Annotated in this window: 13 protein-coding genes; 9 read left to right on the forward strand and 4 right to left on the reverse strand. The window is 49.2% G+C overall.

The window, feature by feature from the left end; genetic code table 11:
* The first annotated feature begins 68 nt into the window (after positions 1 to 68).
* Both Q0577_RS15470 and Q0577_RS15475 read left to right on the forward strand, forming a co-directional pair.
* Positions 69 to 809: an SDR family oxidoreductase gene (locus Q0577_RS15470; RefSeq protein WP_298737760.1), complete on the forward strand. Its 741-nt coding sequence runs from the start codon at positions 69 to 71 to the stop codon at positions 807 to 809.
* A 610-nt stretch (positions 810 to 1,419) separates the two neighbouring features.
* Entirely contained in the window at positions 1,420 to 2,649 is a 1,230-nt protein-coding gene (locus tag Q0577_RS15475; protein ID WP_298737761.1) for a multiheme c-type cytochrome, read from the forward strand.
* Here the strand turns inward: Q0577_RS15475 and Q0577_RS15480 are convergent, their stop codons facing one another.
* On the reverse strand, positions 2,650 to 3,108 hold the full coding sequence (locus tag Q0577_RS15480) for a hypothetical protein (RefSeq protein ID WP_298737762.1): 459 nt from the start codon (positions 3,106 to 3,108) through the stop codon (positions 2,650 to 2,652). It abuts the gene before it with no gap.
* Between the two features lie 105 nt (positions 3,109 to 3,213).
* Entirely contained in the window at positions 3,214 to 4,251 is a 1,038-nt protein-coding gene (locus tag Q0577_RS15485) for an aldo/keto reductase (RefSeq protein ID WP_298737763.1), read from the reverse strand.
* Between the two features lie 123 nt (positions 4,252 to 4,374).
* Here Q0577_RS15485 and Q0577_RS15490 point away from each other — a divergent pair, with 123 nt between their 5' ends.
* From Q0577_RS15490 to Q0577_RS15500, 3 genes are all read left to right on the forward strand, one after another.
* Positions 4,375 to 4,842 (forward strand): hypothetical protein, encoded by a 468-nt coding sequence (locus tag Q0577_RS15490; RefSeq protein ID WP_298737764.1) that lies wholly within the window; start codon positions 4,375 to 4,377, stop codon positions 4,840 to 4,842.
* A 129-nt stretch (positions 4,843 to 4,971) separates the two neighbouring features.
* Positions 4,972 to 5,175, forward strand: a complete 204-nt coding sequence (locus Q0577_RS15495) for a hypothetical protein (RefSeq protein ID WP_298737766.1) — start codon at positions 4,972 to 4,974, stop codon at positions 5,173 to 5,175.
* A gap of 74 nt (positions 5,176 to 5,249) precedes the next feature.
* Positions 5,250 to 6,434 (forward strand): DUF4221 family protein, encoded by a 1,185-nt coding sequence (locus Q0577_RS15500; RefSeq protein ID WP_298737768.1) that lies wholly within the window; start codon positions 5,250 to 5,252, stop codon positions 6,432 to 6,434.
* Between the two features lie 2 nt (positions 6,435 to 6,436).
* Here Q0577_RS15500 and Q0577_RS15505 read toward each other — a convergent pair whose 3' ends face one another.
* Together Q0577_RS15505 and Q0577_RS15510 are read right to left on the reverse strand one after the other, a co-directional pair.
* Positions 6,437 to 7,078 (reverse strand): hypothetical protein, encoded by a 642-nt coding sequence (locus tag Q0577_RS15505; RefSeq protein WP_298737769.1) that lies wholly within the window; start codon positions 7,076 to 7,078, stop codon positions 6,437 to 6,439.
* 424 nt (positions 7,079 to 7,502) lie between these two features.
* Complete coding sequence (locus Q0577_RS15510; protein WP_298737771.1) at positions 7,503 to 8,408, reverse strand: hypothetical protein; 906 nt, start codon at positions 8,406 to 8,408, stop codon at positions 7,503 to 7,505.
* Positions 8,409 to 9,130: 722 nt separating this feature from the next.
* Between Q0577_RS15510 and Q0577_RS15515 the strand changes: the two genes are divergently transcribed.
* The 4 genes from Q0577_RS15515 (at position 9,131) to Q0577_RS15530 (ending at position 15,879) form a co-directional block, all read left to right on the forward strand.
* Positions 9,131 to 12,409: a SusC/RagA family TonB-linked outer membrane protein gene (locus Q0577_RS15515; protein ID WP_298737772.1), complete on the forward strand. Its 3,279-nt coding sequence runs from the start codon at positions 9,131 to 9,133 to the stop codon at positions 12,407 to 12,409.
* 32 nt (positions 12,410 to 12,441) lie between these two features.
* Entirely contained in the window at positions 12,442 to 14,025 is a 1,584-nt protein-coding gene (locus tag Q0577_RS15520; RefSeq protein ID WP_298737773.1) for a SusD/RagB family nutrient-binding outer membrane lipoprotein, read from the forward strand.
* Between the two features lie 169 nt (positions 14,026 to 14,194).
* A complete protein-coding gene (locus Q0577_RS15525; RefSeq protein WP_298737775.1) occupies positions 14,195 to 14,791 on the forward strand; it encodes an RNA polymerase sigma factor in 597 nt (198 codons plus the stop codon).
* Between the two features lie 86 nt (positions 14,792 to 14,877).
* Entirely contained in the window at positions 14,878 to 15,879 is a 1,002-nt protein-coding gene (locus Q0577_RS15530) for a FecR domain-containing protein (protein WP_298737777.1), read from the forward strand.
* The last annotated feature ends 87 nt before the right edge of the window (positions 15,880 to 15,966 follow it).

The following is a 15,966-nucleotide window of genomic DNA, read 5'->3' on the forward strand; positions in this document are numbered from 1 at the left end:
TTTTTTACCATATGGTAAATGCTGACCGCTTCCTGGTGCAGACCTTTGCATGACTAAAATGATTTGTTATGAGTAAGCAAAGCGAAATGCAGGCATTGACAGGAAAACAGGTAATTGTACTGGGCGGCAGCTCAGGTATTGGACTGGCTACCGCTACTGCTGCTGCGGCGGCAGGTGCGCAGGTAACAATTGTAGCCGGTAACCGCGAAAGGATCGATCAGGCATTGAAAGTATTACCTGCAAACGCCGCAGGACATGCCGTAAACCTGGGTGATGAAGAGGCGATCAGGCAATTCTTCGCTACCGCAGGCAACTTTGATCACCTGGTATACACCGCCGGTGAGCACCTTAGCCTGGGCAATATCAGCGATACGGAAATAGCAGCTGCCCGGAAATTCTTCAACATTCGCTACTGGGGAGCGCTGGCAACAGTGAAGTATGCCGCATCACACATTCTTCCCGGCGGTTCTATTAATTTAATTGGAGGTATTGCCAGTCCGCGGCCCGGGAAGGGCTGGGCAGTTGCCGCGAGCATCTGTGCCGCCATGGAAGGATTTACCAGGGCAATGGCCGTTGAGCTGGCGCCTGTACGGGTTAATCTTGTATCTCCCGGTGTAGTGCGAACCAACTTATGGAACAATATGCCTGCGGCAGACTGTGAACAGCTGTATACTGCTGTGGCCAACAGCCTGCCCGTAAAAAGAACAGGCGAAGCAGCAGATATTGCACTGAGTTATATTTACCTGATGCAGCAGCAGTTTGCCACCGGGCAGGTATTGGTAGTGGATGGAGGAGCGGTGTTGGTGTAGGTTACCCTTGAAAGGAGCAGGTTGTTAAGTTTTTTCCTTGCTAAAACAAATGGATACTGCTTACGATAGAAAAAAAGCAGCAGAATTTTTGGTGAGTATTTACCCGGCACATATATTTGTGATGTCATAAGATGATCAGTAACAAAGCTCACTAAATGAAAAGCCCAATTGTTGGACGAACAATTGGGCTTTTACTTTTTTGCTAATAATTAGCAAAGGTCCAACGTCGCCAGGGCCTGTTAGTTGGCGATAGCAAACAGATCATCTTATGACGATGAATCCATGTTGATGCAACTGCCGCAACGGCTGGATATTTACCCTTTACATCACCGTAAAAGGTATCCGTAAGAGGCACCCAAAGGCAAGTTTACCGCTTTGCCTGCCGGTGTTGCGGTAAGCAGTAAGTGGCCAACATCCCTCAAACTGGACATTTGAGGGGCGCTCTAAAGGGAGCCGATATGACCGGTATGTCATTATTTCCGGCGGCCTCCGTTCCCACAAACGGAGGGCTTTTTATTTATAACGTCATAAAGATGATAAAAGTTATAATACAATCCACCCTAAAACAACACCTCAATATTTTGTATATTAGCCGCTATTCAACCACGTAATGAATAAACGACTTGTATACGTATCCTGTTTACTAATATCCTGTATTACCATTCTATCACAATGTATCAGCAAAGCGCCCAAACCGGAAGATCCCAGGGGTGCAGCTTTTGCCGGTGCGGCAGCCTGCATGAATTGTCATAAGACCATCTATGACAACTTCATCAACACGGCACACTATCATACATCAGCGCCTGCTTCCAAAGCAACGGTGAAAGGTAGTTTTGCCCCGCCGGGAAATACCTTTGCCTTCAGTAGTGATATGAAAGTGATGATGGAAGCGCGCGACAGCGGCCTTTTCCAGGCAGCGTATCACAATGGCGTATTACAGGAGGCGCACCGTTTTGACATTACAATAGGTTCCGGACAGAAGGCGCAAACCTTTCTTTACTGGAAAGACGGCAGGTATTATCAGCTGCCTTTGTCTTATTTTATACAGGCCGGCAGCTGGGCCAACAGCCCGGGTTTTCCGCCATCCCATCCTAAATTTGACAGGATGATACCCAGCACCTGTTTTGGCTGCCACAGTTCCAAGGCAGGACTTAAGAACGTGCAGATGATAGGGGCCAGCCTCTCTGAAGAGTTTGAAAAGAACCAGCTGGTGTATGGTATTGACTGTGAACGCTGTCATGGTCCGGCTGCTGAGCATGTAGCCTTTCATACGGAGCATCCCGATGAAAGAAAGGCGATGCATATAAAGGCGATGGGCACATTAAACAACCAGCAAAAACTGGATATGTGTGCGCTTTGTCATTCCGGCTTAAGAACGCCGCAAAAGTCAGCCTTTGACTTCAGGCCCGGTGATGCCTTGTATGATTATTTCTTTCCTGATTTTAACCGTCCTGCCAAACCAAAAGAGCTGGATGTGCATGGTACGCAATACCAGCTGTTCACGGCCAGTAAGTGTTTTATTAAGAGCAGGACGATGAACTGTTCTTCCTGCCATCGTCCGCATAGTAATGAACGCGGAAAGCTGCAGGTATTTTCGCTGCGCTGCATGGCGTGCCATAACAGTGCAGGGCACTCGTTCTGTAAAATGGAGGGCTTGCCAACGGCTGCACTGGTGGAGAATTGTATTGACTGTCATATGCCTGCTTTGCCTTCCGGCAGTATTACCCTGCTGACAGATGCGAAGGTGAGCCCGGTGGCAGACTCCATTCGCACCCACCTGATCACCATTTATGATGAGGCCACAAAGAAAGTAACCGCACGTTTAAAACAGCCGCGCTGATCATGCTCTTTCCCAGAGCGGCTTTACTTTAATCAGCCATCTCAGGTAGGGGATCAGTGCAAACAGTTCCAGCCTGAAGCTAAAGCCGTCGCCGCTGATCATGGAATAGCACATTACAAATATGCAGCACAATATCCCGGTTACGGCATCTGCTAAACCTAATTTTATAGCCCAGTCCCGCTCCAACAGCAGGCAGATGGCGGTAAGGCCTTTCAGTAAATAAAGGGATATCAGTATAAGCACTAATACAGACAGGGGCCAGGTGCTGGCGTGCATGCCGTACAGGGAAATATTAACCGATATGCCGCCAAGACTTGTAAGGGAACTTACAGCTACGCCGAAACCCATGACCAGGAAGATCCAGGTAAATATTTTCACCCACCAGGGCATTAATGATTTTCTTCTGGGCAGTGCCATTTCATCGAACTCCGGCCCGAATATGGATTCCTTGTCTTCCATACGTACAGGTTTGGTCAAAGCCTGAAGGTACAAAGAAAAAAACAGCCGTATAGCTATCAGTTACTATACGGCTTGTATTGTATGTAGGAAGGTAAAAGCCCGGTATTAATAGAATGCCGGCGGCGGATTCAGTGTCAGGTTCTGACGCTGGTGCCAGTAGGGATAGATGGTAGGCACTTCGCTGGCGGCATCCAGTTTTTTCAGTTGTTCTGTAGTGAGCTTCCAGCCTGCAGCGCCCAGGTTTTGTTTCAGCTGTTCCTCGTTGCGGGCCCCTATGATGATGCTGGATACGGTGGGGCGTTGCAGCACCCAGTTGATGGCCACCTGGGCAATGGTTTTACCGGTTTCGGCGGCTATTTCGTCCAGCACGTCAATGGTGTTGTAGAGCACCGTATCATTCACTACTGCTTCGGGTACGGGACTGCCTCCCTGCGCTACGCGGCTGTCCTGCGGGTAGGGTTGACCGCGGCGGTATTTGCCCCCCAGTTTACCGGCGGCAAGGGGCGACCATACCAGTGCGCCTACCTGCTGATCAATGCCCAGGGGCATCAGTTCCCATTCATATTCGCGGTTGGCCAGTGAATAGTATACCTGGTGGGCCACATAACGGTTCCAGCCATACTTTTCCGAAACGGCCAGTGATTTCATCAGGTGCCATCCCGAGAAGTTGGAGGCGGCAATGTATCTTACCTTACCACTTTGTACCAGGTCGTCCAGCGTACGCAGGGTTTCTTCAACAGGCGTATTGCCGTCAAAGCCGTGCATGTGGTAAATGTCTATATAGTCAGTTTTAAGGCGTTTAAGGCTGCCTTCTATCTGCTTCAGCAGGTGAAAGCGGGAAGAGCCCTGGTTGTTGGGCGGGGGGCCAAACGTAAAAGTAGCCTTGGTAGAGATGAGCAGCTTATCGCGTTTACCGCTGATGGCTTTTGCCAGTACTTCTTCTGCAAGGCCGTAAGAGTAAATGTCTGCGGTATCAAAGAGGTTCACGCCTGCATCCAGGCAGATGTCTATCAGGCGGGTGGCCTCTTCTGCCTGTGTGCTGCCCCAGGCTTTAAAGAAATCATTCCCGCCTCCAAAGGTGGCGGTGCCAAAGCTGATCACCGGTACCTGCAATCCTGATGCGCCTAATTGTCTGTATTCCATAAGCTATCCGTTTTGAATTTGGTAGCCAATTTACAACATTGCAGTTAATGCTGTTTTACTACCAATTTGGATAGTATGGTTTTAATGCCGTATTTTATCATGGCAACCTCAAAACTGTATACTATGGACGAACTTCTCTTCCTTGACAAGGACTATGAACGGAAGATCGGCTTCCTTGTTCAGCAGTTCAGCCGCATGTGGACCCGGTTCAACATCTTTGTTACCTTAGAATCTTCCCTGGCAGGCGGCAAGTTTATTTTTGATCCCAGAGGCCATCACCTGGGTTTTGCCATATTGGGCATTGTGCTTTCCTTCATTTGGTATGTGTTCGGGGCAAACGATAAGTACCTGGTAGAGGTATACCGCAAGGCGGTGGAGGAAGCGGGCAGGAAGATCACTTCGCTGGCAGCATTAGACAGATCGTACCCGCAGGGAAACGGTTATCATTATGTGGGCAATGTATACCAGTACCCGGGTATTAAGTCCGGCTTGTTCAGCTGGCGCTTTGAATGGTGCAGTATTACCCACCTGGCGGCATTGTTGCCATTTACGCTGATGATCGCATGGATGATATACCTGGTAGCGGCCTGATTTTTTTTAAGCTCCCGGGCTTTATGTAAGATAATTTACTTAAATTTAAATTGGTTTGTTTGAATACCTGTTGATGCCGGCCCTTAGTACTGTAGTAACACGTTTTCCCTTAATCTAAACTATATCATCATGAAAAAAATCTGTATTCTTTCCGGCATTGCTGTAGCAGCCTTATTATTTGTATCCGGTACATCTTCCGGAAGCGCCTGTGAAGATGATCATCATGGCCTGCGTGGTAAATGCAGGGTAACCGTTGTGGATGGCGTATACCATTTTGATTGTGTAACACCTATTGATCCCGCTGTTACAAACTGTACTTACTACGTAGAATAGCCGAACGCTCATTAACCAAAACAAGAAAAATAAACAGGGGTAATTCCCTGTTTATTTTTTTTACCTGAATGACTATGCCTGGAAAATCACTGTTCCCTCTTTTAATAAGCTGCATCACTGCATTTGCTCTTACTGCCTGCAATAACGGGCGTGTAAAGCCTTACGCCCATTGTGTCAGCAGCCATGAAGCGGTTGTACCGATCAGCATCCGTACCGGTAAGATGCTGAACCTTTACCTGGATTCACTCATGGTGCTGGGCATATCAACACCTATAGACTATCATGATAAAGAACAGGTGTTGTATGTATTTGACAGTTATAATAAACGCCTGCTGGAATACCCGCTGATGGCCGCGGGGGATACGGTGCAGCCGCGGAAAGTGCTGCCTGTTCATGTGAAGGATAAGATCTCTTACTTTAAATACATATCGGCTGACAGCCTGGTGCTTTATGCATATGGCGGGGCGAAGCTCCTGTATTATTCCGTGAGCCGCGGTGTGGTGGATAAGGAATATGCGTTTATGAAGCACAAGACAGCGGGTATGCATGCAGCGCCGCCCTACGCCAATGCAGCTACGCCGATTTTATTTAGCGGGCAGACAGTGACCGGTTTCGGATTTCTGCTGGGAGAGCAGGAAGGAGAACCTTTTGCCGCACGTACTGTTTGTGCCACTATCGAATTAAAGACCGGCAACACCAGCTATCGTATTGCTTACCCGGAGGTGTACCGGGAGCATAACTGGGGCGGCTCACACCTGCGAACGCCCTATGCCGCGTATAATGAACAAAGACGTTTGCTGTTGCTGAGTTTCCCTGCAGATCATCATATACGGCTGGTAGACAGCAGCTGGCAGCACAAGGATGTTTATGCAGGAAGCCGTGAGCAGATCTGCATTACATCTATGGCATTGCCTAAAAGCAGTGAGCAGGTACTGGATGTGGATTATGCACTGCAATATTATACGGGCACACCATCGTACCGCAACATCATCTGCGACCCTTATCACAACCGTTATTACAGGATACTGGAACTGCCGCCTGCACAGCCTGAATTAGCCAACGGAAAACCGGCAGGCAAGCGCGCCAGCCTGATAGCGTTTGACAGCGATCTTCAATACCTGGGAGAAGCGGCTTTGCCGGATGGCCTGGCGCTGGATAATTTCTTTGTTACTGCAGAAGGATTGTATTTCCTGAACGTACGCAATAAGGATCAGAACATGGCGCAGTATGCACTGTGTACGATAGCGATAGAAAAATAGCGTTAGTCAAAGAAAGGCTCGGGACCGCTTCTGTCTACATGAAAGACCTGGTCAAGGTAATACACTACACTTTCCGGTGCTTTAGCGGAGGGAATGTGATCGCGCAGGGGGCTGACTATTTTGGGATATTCATCCACAAACTCCAGTCCCTTAACAGCGGGTAGTTTGAATGACTGCATCAGCAGTTTAAAGCGTTCCAGTTCTACACCCCAGTAGCGGAGGTATTTGCTTTCGCTCACACTTAGTTCTATCAGCACCTCTTTGGTCTGGAACAGGAGGCCGAATTCCAGCTGGCAATCCTGTGTCAGTTCCTCCCGGTATTTTTCCAGCTGGTCCAGTATAAACTGTTTTTGCAGCAGTGCAGTGGTGGCGCTTTCATCATCTGTAAGTCCGTATACGCAGCTCACTTTTGCAGGCAATGTAAGGGCCAGGTCCTGGAAGAGCGCCCACAGGCGGTGGTTGTCAATATTGATGGTGGCCTGAAAACGGTACGGCAAACGCTGCGTGCCCGCTTCGTTGAGGGTAAGGCTGTAGCCTTCCTGTATCCTGGCCTGCTTTCTTTTGCGGAGGATCTCATCGTAGTCGGGCCGGTAGCTGATTTCGTTGTCACTGGGAATGCGGATGGTGATGGGCAATGCGAGCATGCCGCAAATATACGGCACCCACTAAACACTTACTAAGCACGCACTAAACACTTACTAAGCACCCACGCGGAAAGAACGTGGAAAGCGCTAAGCATGCCCGTCAAGTAAGCGGCTTGTATACGCCTGGCAGCACTATACTGTAACTCAATACTTTATGGACATAAGGTGGAGTTGATCGGGACTTCAGCAGGGGATGAGACGGAGGGGTTGGTGGTATGAAGTTGAAGGCTGGAGATTGGTTTGCAGGTTGGAAGTGCAGGGTGAAGGTCCCCGGCAGATAGGAAAGTACTATTTAAAAGATGAAAGAAAGGGGGTTCCGGGTGGTGAGGGCACGGGTTTTCCGCGGGCGGAGCGCCCGGGTTAAAGAAGGAATGTTGCATTTAGCGGGATGAAGAACGGGGAGCTGATAGGCCCCCAGGCGATGCTATACAGGGGGGCAGGGCCCCCGTGATGACGGCGTGAGAGACGCGGATGGTCTTTCGGGCCGCTCCTGCGGCAGTGAAATGGAAGAACCGGTTGCCGTTAGGGGCGTGGTGCTGTTGCTCCGCAGGCTGCTGCAGCGCTCCCGGCTGCCAGGTACAGGCTTTGCCGTAAAAGAGATAGCGCCTTTACGGAAGATAAAACGTTTACGCCCGGCTTTTACCAGGAACGCGGTGTTTGTAAGTTCTGTAACGGGGATAGTAAGGTTGATCACATCGGCGGCCATATAGCGGCGGTCGCCGCAGGGGTACAGTACACCATTACCGGCTTTACAGGCGTGGTATTGCAGTACTACGATGAGGGCGCCATCTCCTTCAACGGGAACGTTCAGAGTGATGCCCCTGAAGGGCTGATCCGGCTGAAGGCCGATGATCGTGGTGGCCGTTTCCGTACTGATCACGCGGTTTTGTGCAAAGCTGATGCGGCTGGCAATCAGGCGCAGCGCTACGTGGGTGTTATTACCCTGGGCCAGCAGCTCCTGTGGGGGGATGTGCAGGGCGCCGTTTGCCGTGAACACCGGTGGAATGGTGAACAGCTTTTCCAGTCCGGTATGTCGGTTAATGCGGAAGCCCCGGAGCTGGGGAAAATCATGCGGACCGGCCTGTATAAATAACCTGTTCAGGCGGTTCACCAGGGTGCCGTCGCGTATATCCAGCTGGGGGCGGAAGGCGTTGCGAACCAGTTTTCCTTTACGGCTGGCCACACCAAAGTGACGGGCAGCACGCCGGGTGGCAGCTGTCTGTCTTACTTTGTCCGGCATGCTACGGAGAAAATATTTACCATTTCTGCGGTAGCCGATGACGTTCTGCATTTTGCCGGTGAATTTCAGAACGCCGGTCTGGAGCGCCATAAGGATTGATTTTAATTAAAAATAAGGGAAACTTTTCATTGGAAGAACAGGGGGTGTAATTTGATGATCTGGATCAATTTTTTGGGGGGTATGGGGCTGTGCAGATAAACTGTCATTCAGCTAGTGCATCTTCATCCGCCAAACATGAAAACTTTATCGATGAAACCCCGTTTTCTCCCGATAAAGCAAATATAACATAAAACTGAATCACTTGCCAGTAAAACGTTTTAACAAATAATAGTGTAAACTTGACAATCAAAATACTGTCCAATTACCTGATGTTTTTTTTACAAAGACTGATCATCTTTTCTCTTTTTTAACAAACCTTTTGCGCATTCTGAAAACTTTATCTAAGTTTATCGGCAGTGTGAAAAAAAGATGTACGTAACAATGAATGCAGGCCGTTTTAGCAGGCGGTTATTCCCTATCATAACCATCTCATTCAACCAAAAGTATCCAAGGAAACTATTGCTTATTCCTGGTTCTTCTACATGTGCAGATAAGATAATGGTGAAAATGACAAGGGAAGCGCATCATGAAAACATAAATTTTCTGTTACAACAAAAACCACAACAATGGAACACTGGTGTAGTATAGCACTCCGGCGGATCTAAACTATTCTGTACATATGAAAATATAACTGAAAAATACAGCGCTAAAGAGCGCAGGGGGATTTTTTTGCTTTAACACACTAATCTTTAAAACAAAAAACAAAGCAATCAATGCAAAGATCGTTAATTGTATGCACGGTCCTGCTACTGCTATGCGCATTCAGCGCCATCGCACAGGAGAAAAAAACAGTTACAGGAACTGTATCCGATGAAAAGGGCAGTCCGCTTATCGGCGTAAGCGTCCAGGAAAAAGGTACTACCAATGGCACCTCTACACAGGAGGATGGTTCGTACTCGCTTAAAGCCAGCCCCAATGCCATACTCATTTTTTCCTACATCGGTTACCAGAAAAAAGAAGTTGCAGCGGATAATGCCGCAAAGGTACAACTGGCGCCTGACAGTAAGGGATTAAATGAAGTGGTGGTAACAGCCATGGGTATTAAAAGAGAATCCCGTGCGCTGGGTTATGCCGTAAGCACCGTTACCTCCAAAGAGCTTACGCAGACCGGTAGCCCCAATTTTGCGTCTGCGCTGTATGGTAAAGCGGCGGGCGTGAAGGTGGTGGCCTCGCCCGGTGGTGCAGCTGCCGCGGTTTCCGTACAGGTGAGAGGGGTAACCTCCATCAACAACAGCACACAGCCTTTGTACGTAGTAGACGGTGTGCCTATCAGGAACTTCAACAACCTTACCAGTACGTCTTTTGGTACCACCAACAACAGGATTGACGGTAACGGCGCTGTGGATATCAACCCGGAAGACATTGAAAGCCTGACCGTACTGAAAGGCGCCAGCGCCACCGCACTGTATGGTTCTGAAGCTACCAACGGCGTGATCGTGATCACTACCAAGAAAGGCAGCAAAACCAGGGGACTGGGTGTAGATGTAAACTATATCTATACCAAAGAGAACCTGGCTTACAGCCCCGACTACCAGAATGAATACGGCCCGGGCTACGATGCACAGACCAATATCCTGAACGGTATTGCGGATGCTGATGGCTGGGTTACAGAAGCAGATGGTTCCAGGCACCCTTACTACAGGGCGTACGGACAGTTCGGTCCGAAGTTTGACGGCGGAGACTTTACATACTGGGATGGTACTACCCGCAAGTATGTAGCCAACAAGAACAACTATCGCGATTTTTACCAGAGCGGTTATAACTCCACTGCAAATGTGGCATTGTCCAATGCAGGAGATTATGGCAACTACCGTTTCTCTTACACACGTACAGACTACAAGAGCATTCTGCCCGGTAGTAACCTGTATAAGAACAACTTCAATTTCAACGGTACACTGAAAATAGGTAAGAAAGCTACAGTTGACCTGGTATCTACCTACAACAACAACTTTACCCATAACAGGCCATATACACTGACCAATGTATTCAGTTCTTATGACGGTTTCTTCAGCCGCGTGGACGATATGCAAACTTACTTCGACAGGTATAAGACCACCAATGGTTATAAATATGTAGCGGCGGATAACCTGAACTATGACCAGGATCAGCGCCTGGCCTACCGTTTCAGGGCTGCCAACCTGATGGATTACCTGTGGACCAACCTGCGTAACAACTACGACGAAAGGCAGAACCGCTTCATCAACAGCGCAACGCTGAACGTAAGCATCCTGGATAACCTGCGCTTCAGGGGCCGTGTAGGCGGAGACTTTACCGGCTGGCAGGCAAAAACAGAAGAACACAATACACAGCCCGTGGGCTTTGGTTATACCGGTAAATACCAGGTAGAACAAAGGAATAATAACATTTTCTACGGCGACGTAATGCTGACCTATAGCCCGAAGCTTACCAAAGATCTTGGTCTTACCGTATCAGGAGGCTTCACCGGCAGAAAGCAGAACTATACCTATCAGCTGTCATCCACAGATGTGGGACTTGCGAGCGAAAACTGGTTCAGCCTCGCCAACTCTGCAGGCGTGCTGAAAACATCTGCCGCACGTGCCGAACAGATAGATATTGCAGGTTTCGGTATACTGAACCTGAACTACAAAGACTTCCTGTATGCGGAAGGTACTATTCGCCAGGAGGTAACCTCTACGCTTCCGGCCAATGAAAATTCCTATTTCTATCCATCAGTGAATGCAGGCTTTGTTTTCTCTGATGTGATCGATCTGCCTGCTTTTGTGAACTATGGTAAGTTAAGAGCCTCTTATGGGCTGGTAGGTAACCATCCTGCCATTTACCAGGCCAATGTAGGTTATTACCAATATGGCCTTGCTTACAATGGTTCTACCATCCTGTATCAGCAGGCACAAAGCAATTCATTCGGTAACCCGAACATCCAGTCAGAAAGGAAAAGGGAATTTGAAGTTGGCCTGGAAACAAGGTTGTTTGATGGTAAAGTGGGCGTAGATTTCAGTTACTATAACAACAAGGTGAGCCGCCAGATACTGCTTGCCAGCTCAGCTCCGTCTACCGGCGCCACTTCTACTTTAGTAAATGCAGGCGACCTGTCCAACTACGGCTACGAAGCAGCCATCAATGCAACATCTTTAACGCTGAAAGATTTCCGCTGGACCAGCCGCTTTAACTTTGCCATTAACAGGAACAGGCTGACATCGCTTCCTGAAACGCTGACAGACCTCACCTGGAACGTGGAAGGCGGCGGTTACCTGATCGTGAAAGCAGAAGTGGGTGATGCCCTCGGTAACATTTATGTACATCCCCGTAACCAGGATGCCAACGGCAATTACATTGTGAACGCCGATGGTTACTATACCAACAATCTTAACGAATACAAATATGTTGGCAACATGATGCCGAAGATCGTGGGTGGTTTCTCCAACACGTTCACGTATAAGAATTTCTCACTCGATGTTACGCTGGATTACCGTTTCGGCGGTAAGCTGGTATCCATTCCTACCTACTACCAGATTGGTGCAGGTATGTTTGAAGGTACGCTCCAGTACAGGGATGCAGCGCATGGCGGTCTCTCTTATAACGTGATCGACTATGCTTCTGCAGATTATGTAGCCGCTCCCAATGGCACCCGTAATGATGGTCTGATCCTGCCGGGTGTAACGGAAGATGGCAGGCCCAATACGAAAGTGATCTCCGCCGGTGCTTATTATTCAAATAACTTTGGCTGGAGAGCGGAAGGCGACTATGCTGCCGCGGTGTCCAACAATAACTACATTAAGGTGCGTGAAGTGGCCCTTACCTACAATATGCCCAAGGGATTCGCTGAAAAATTGCATTTTCAGGGGCTGCAGCTGGCATTGATTGGCCGTAACCTGTTCTACCTGTACAAATCACTGCCCTATGGTTTAGACCCGGAAGTGGCAGTTGGTTCCAGCTGGCTGAACCAGGGTGTGGATAACGGTACCGTAGGCCCGACCAGGAGTTTAGGTGTTAGCCTGCGTGCGCGCTTTTAATTTCTATTGCTGAATGTCTTAAAAATTATCTGATGAAACGACTTTTGATAAATACAACCATCCTGATCATCCTGGCAGGCCTTTTTGCTTCCTGTAAGAAAAGGATAGAAGACGATTACATGAACCCGGAGTTAACAACCAACGGCTCGCTGGGAAAACTGTTGTCAGGCATGTACATGAATAAACGTGTACGTCCTTCCTACTGGGATTACTATACCTTTATCATGTCTACCACTGCACCTTATTCGCAGATGGTGGCGCTGCAGCCTGCCACGCAGATGTACATTCCCTCCACTTCCTATACCCAGGACCGCTGGACGGATTTTTACGCCGGTAGCTGGAGCAAGGATGATAATGATCCTAACTACTATGGCCCCGGCATCATGAGCACTTACAGGGAAATGCAGACTACCTACAAAGCGCTGCCCGCCGCACAGCAGCAACAGCAGGAAGTATTCCTGAAATGTGCCGAAGTGCTGTTGTATGACCAGGCTTCGCAGATGATCGATATGTGGGGCGATATTCCGTTCAACGGGGCAGGAAGCCTGAATACAGATCGCCAGGCAACCGGTGCTCCCTTTGATGATGCAGCTACGCTGTACAATACTTTTATCGCAAACCTGAAGGCCATCAATACCTTTTTTGATACCGCCAACATTATCAACTCCGTTTCTGCCGAGCTGAAACTGCAGGATATGATGTACAGGGGCGATATCTCCAAGTGGCAACGCTACGCCAACTCCCTGCGCTTACGCCTGCTGATGCGTATTTCAAATGTAAGTGAAGCAAATGCCAGGACTGAGGTAACCGCCATGCTGGCCGATCCGGCTACTTATCCGCTGATCACTGACAACGCGCAGAATGCGGTGATAAAAATGAGCCCGACTGCACTGAAGAGCGACCTGGGTGGTGTGTTTTCCGACTTCCGTGTTGCGCCGGCCTTCCTGCTCGATACCCTGATGCTGGCTAATAATGACCCGCGTACTCCCGTATACTGGGATACCAACCAGTCTGGCCAATATGTTGGATTTCCTTATAACGGCAGCTCCAATGATTTTGAAACAGTAGGTAAATACGCCACTTTCGATTCTGCTACTTTCAATTATAACTATAACATTCCGGGCGTACTTTTCACTGCATCTGAAGCCAGCTTCCTGCAGGCTGAAGCTTATGAAAGGTGGAGCCTGGGATCAGCCCAGAATGCTTATGAAACAGGCATCCGCCAATCAATAGCATTCTACTATGACCTTAACCACTCTGTGGTGTTAAGAGGCCTGGACTGGGATACACTGAGTGTGCCGCAGGAACCTGCTATTCTGTCGTACCTTCAGCAACCGGCTATCGCCTACAGCGGAACTGCCACACAAAAGCTGGAGAAGATCTATACACAGAAATGGGAGCATTTCTTTATCCTGCAGGCTGGCCAGGCATGGGCGGAGCAGAGAAGAACAGGATACCCGGCACTGAAGTTTGCTACGGCTTCCGCTTCAGGCGCTACCACGCCTCCGCTGCGTTTGTTGTATCCTTCTGCAGAGCAGCTGTATAATGCAGAAAACTATTCCAAGGTATCTTCCAAAGATACCAGGAATACCAGGATCTTCTGGGATCTGAACTAAACCGCCGCCTATCTATCCTGATATCATCCTTGAAGGTAAAGGCCGTCAACGAAAGTTGGCGGCCTTTTACAGCTTCCCCGGGTACTTATCCTTTTCTTGTCGGTGTTATAAAAATTTATTTCTATCTTACCCCCGTAACAGCACGGCTGTCCACGTTAAGGGGTGATACATGGTTCAGAAACAAGATATTAGCGACCTAACCTTGCTGGCCGGAATATCCGCCGGCGATGAGGCGGCGTTCCGCTGCCTGTTTGACCGCTACCGTGGGCGGATCTACACTTATGCCCTCCGGTTGTCTGAAAATACCTCCCTGGCAGACGAGGTGGTACAGGATGTTTTCCTGAAAGTATGGCTGAAACGCAAAGACCTGGCCGCCATTGAAAATTTCAGCGCCTGGCTGTACGCTATTGCGCGTAACCGTATGTTCGACATGCTGAAACAGCAGGCGCGGGAACAGCAGACCCGGGACACCGTGCAGCAGGAAGGCGGCCACTATGCCAATACTACGGAGCTGCACCTCCTGGAAAAAGAACAGCAGCTGTTGTTAAGAGATGCCCTGGCCAAGCTGTCGCCCCGGCAGCAGCTGATCTACAACCTTAGCCGCGATCATGGTATGAAGCATGAGGAGATCGCCAATACCCTGAAGATTTCCCGTAATACAGTTAAAACCCACCTGGTACACGCCCTGCGTGTAATAAAAGACCATATCAGCCCCTATATTAATGCATTGATGATTGGCATCAGCCTGCTGGCAAAATTTTTTTGAAAATCATATACTCCTGTTTTCCATTTCCACAGTCTTACTATAAAGCCCGGTAAACAGGTGCTATTTTTTACCTAAAATATTGTGCTATGCAGACGCATGAAAGGTTTGCGTACCTGTTTAGGCGTTACCTCGATAAAACGCTTACTCCTGAAGAGGTAGCCGAGATGCGGACCTATATCGGCCAACCGGAGTACGACGAGGAACTGCGGGATTTGATCAGAGAGGGATGGGACCAGGACTGGCCGCAGGAAGAACAGGGCCCGGACCGCGCGGAAACCATTTTCAGGAACATTATTGAACAGGACCGCGGAGCTTCCAGGCTGCGCCGCCTGTGGTGGTGGGCCGCCGCCGCCGTTACACTGGGCGCGATGGCAGGCGGGATTTACCTGTTCAGACCCGGTATGGCAGTCAGAGAGGTGGCGCAGGCAGTGCCGCAAACTATGCCGAAGACCGCTCCGGATAAACCGGAGCATCAATACATTGTACTGCCAGACCAGAGCAAGGTGCTGCTCAATGAGGGCTCTACCCTGGAATACCGGAACGGGTTCACCGAAAATGCAAGGGAGGTGCATCTCTCAGGAGAAGCGTTCTTCACCATCAGGAAAGATACCCGTCCTTTTGTGGTGAATACCGGGAAAGTAAGAACCGTGGTGCTGGGCACATCTTTTAATATCCGCGCTTATCCTGCCGATAAGGATGTTACGGTTACGGTGACCAGCGGTAAGGTAAAGGTGGTGCACGGCTTAAGAACCGTTGGCATTGTTCAGCCCAATGAACAGGTAAAGATCAGCGGTATTGATAATGCCGTAGAGAAGCTGAAAGGAAATGTGGAGCAGGCAGCCGACTGGAGAAAACAGGACCTGCTGTTTGATGACCTGCCGATGCTGGAGGCCGGCCGTATGCTGGAAGAGCGTTTCCGCGTTAAGTTCATCTACGCGCATCCTGCGCTGGCAGACTGCCATATCACAGCTGCCTTTGTGCGGCAGGAGCCGCTGGAAGATATTGTAAAGATCATTGCACGCGTCAATAACCTGGAATTCCATATCAGCGGAGACAGCGTATTGCTCTCGGGCCAGGGTTGCAGGTAAGCATTATTAGTTATTCTACTAAAACCAATGTTATGAAAGGAAAAGATACCTGACCATTACAAAAATGCCGCTCTGACGTGCGAGGTC

Origin of the sequence: uncultured Chitinophaga sp. (assembly GCF_937898475.1) — a bacterium.
Lineage (GTDB): Bacteria > Bacteroidota > Bacteroidia > Chitinophagales > Chitinophagaceae > Chitinophaga.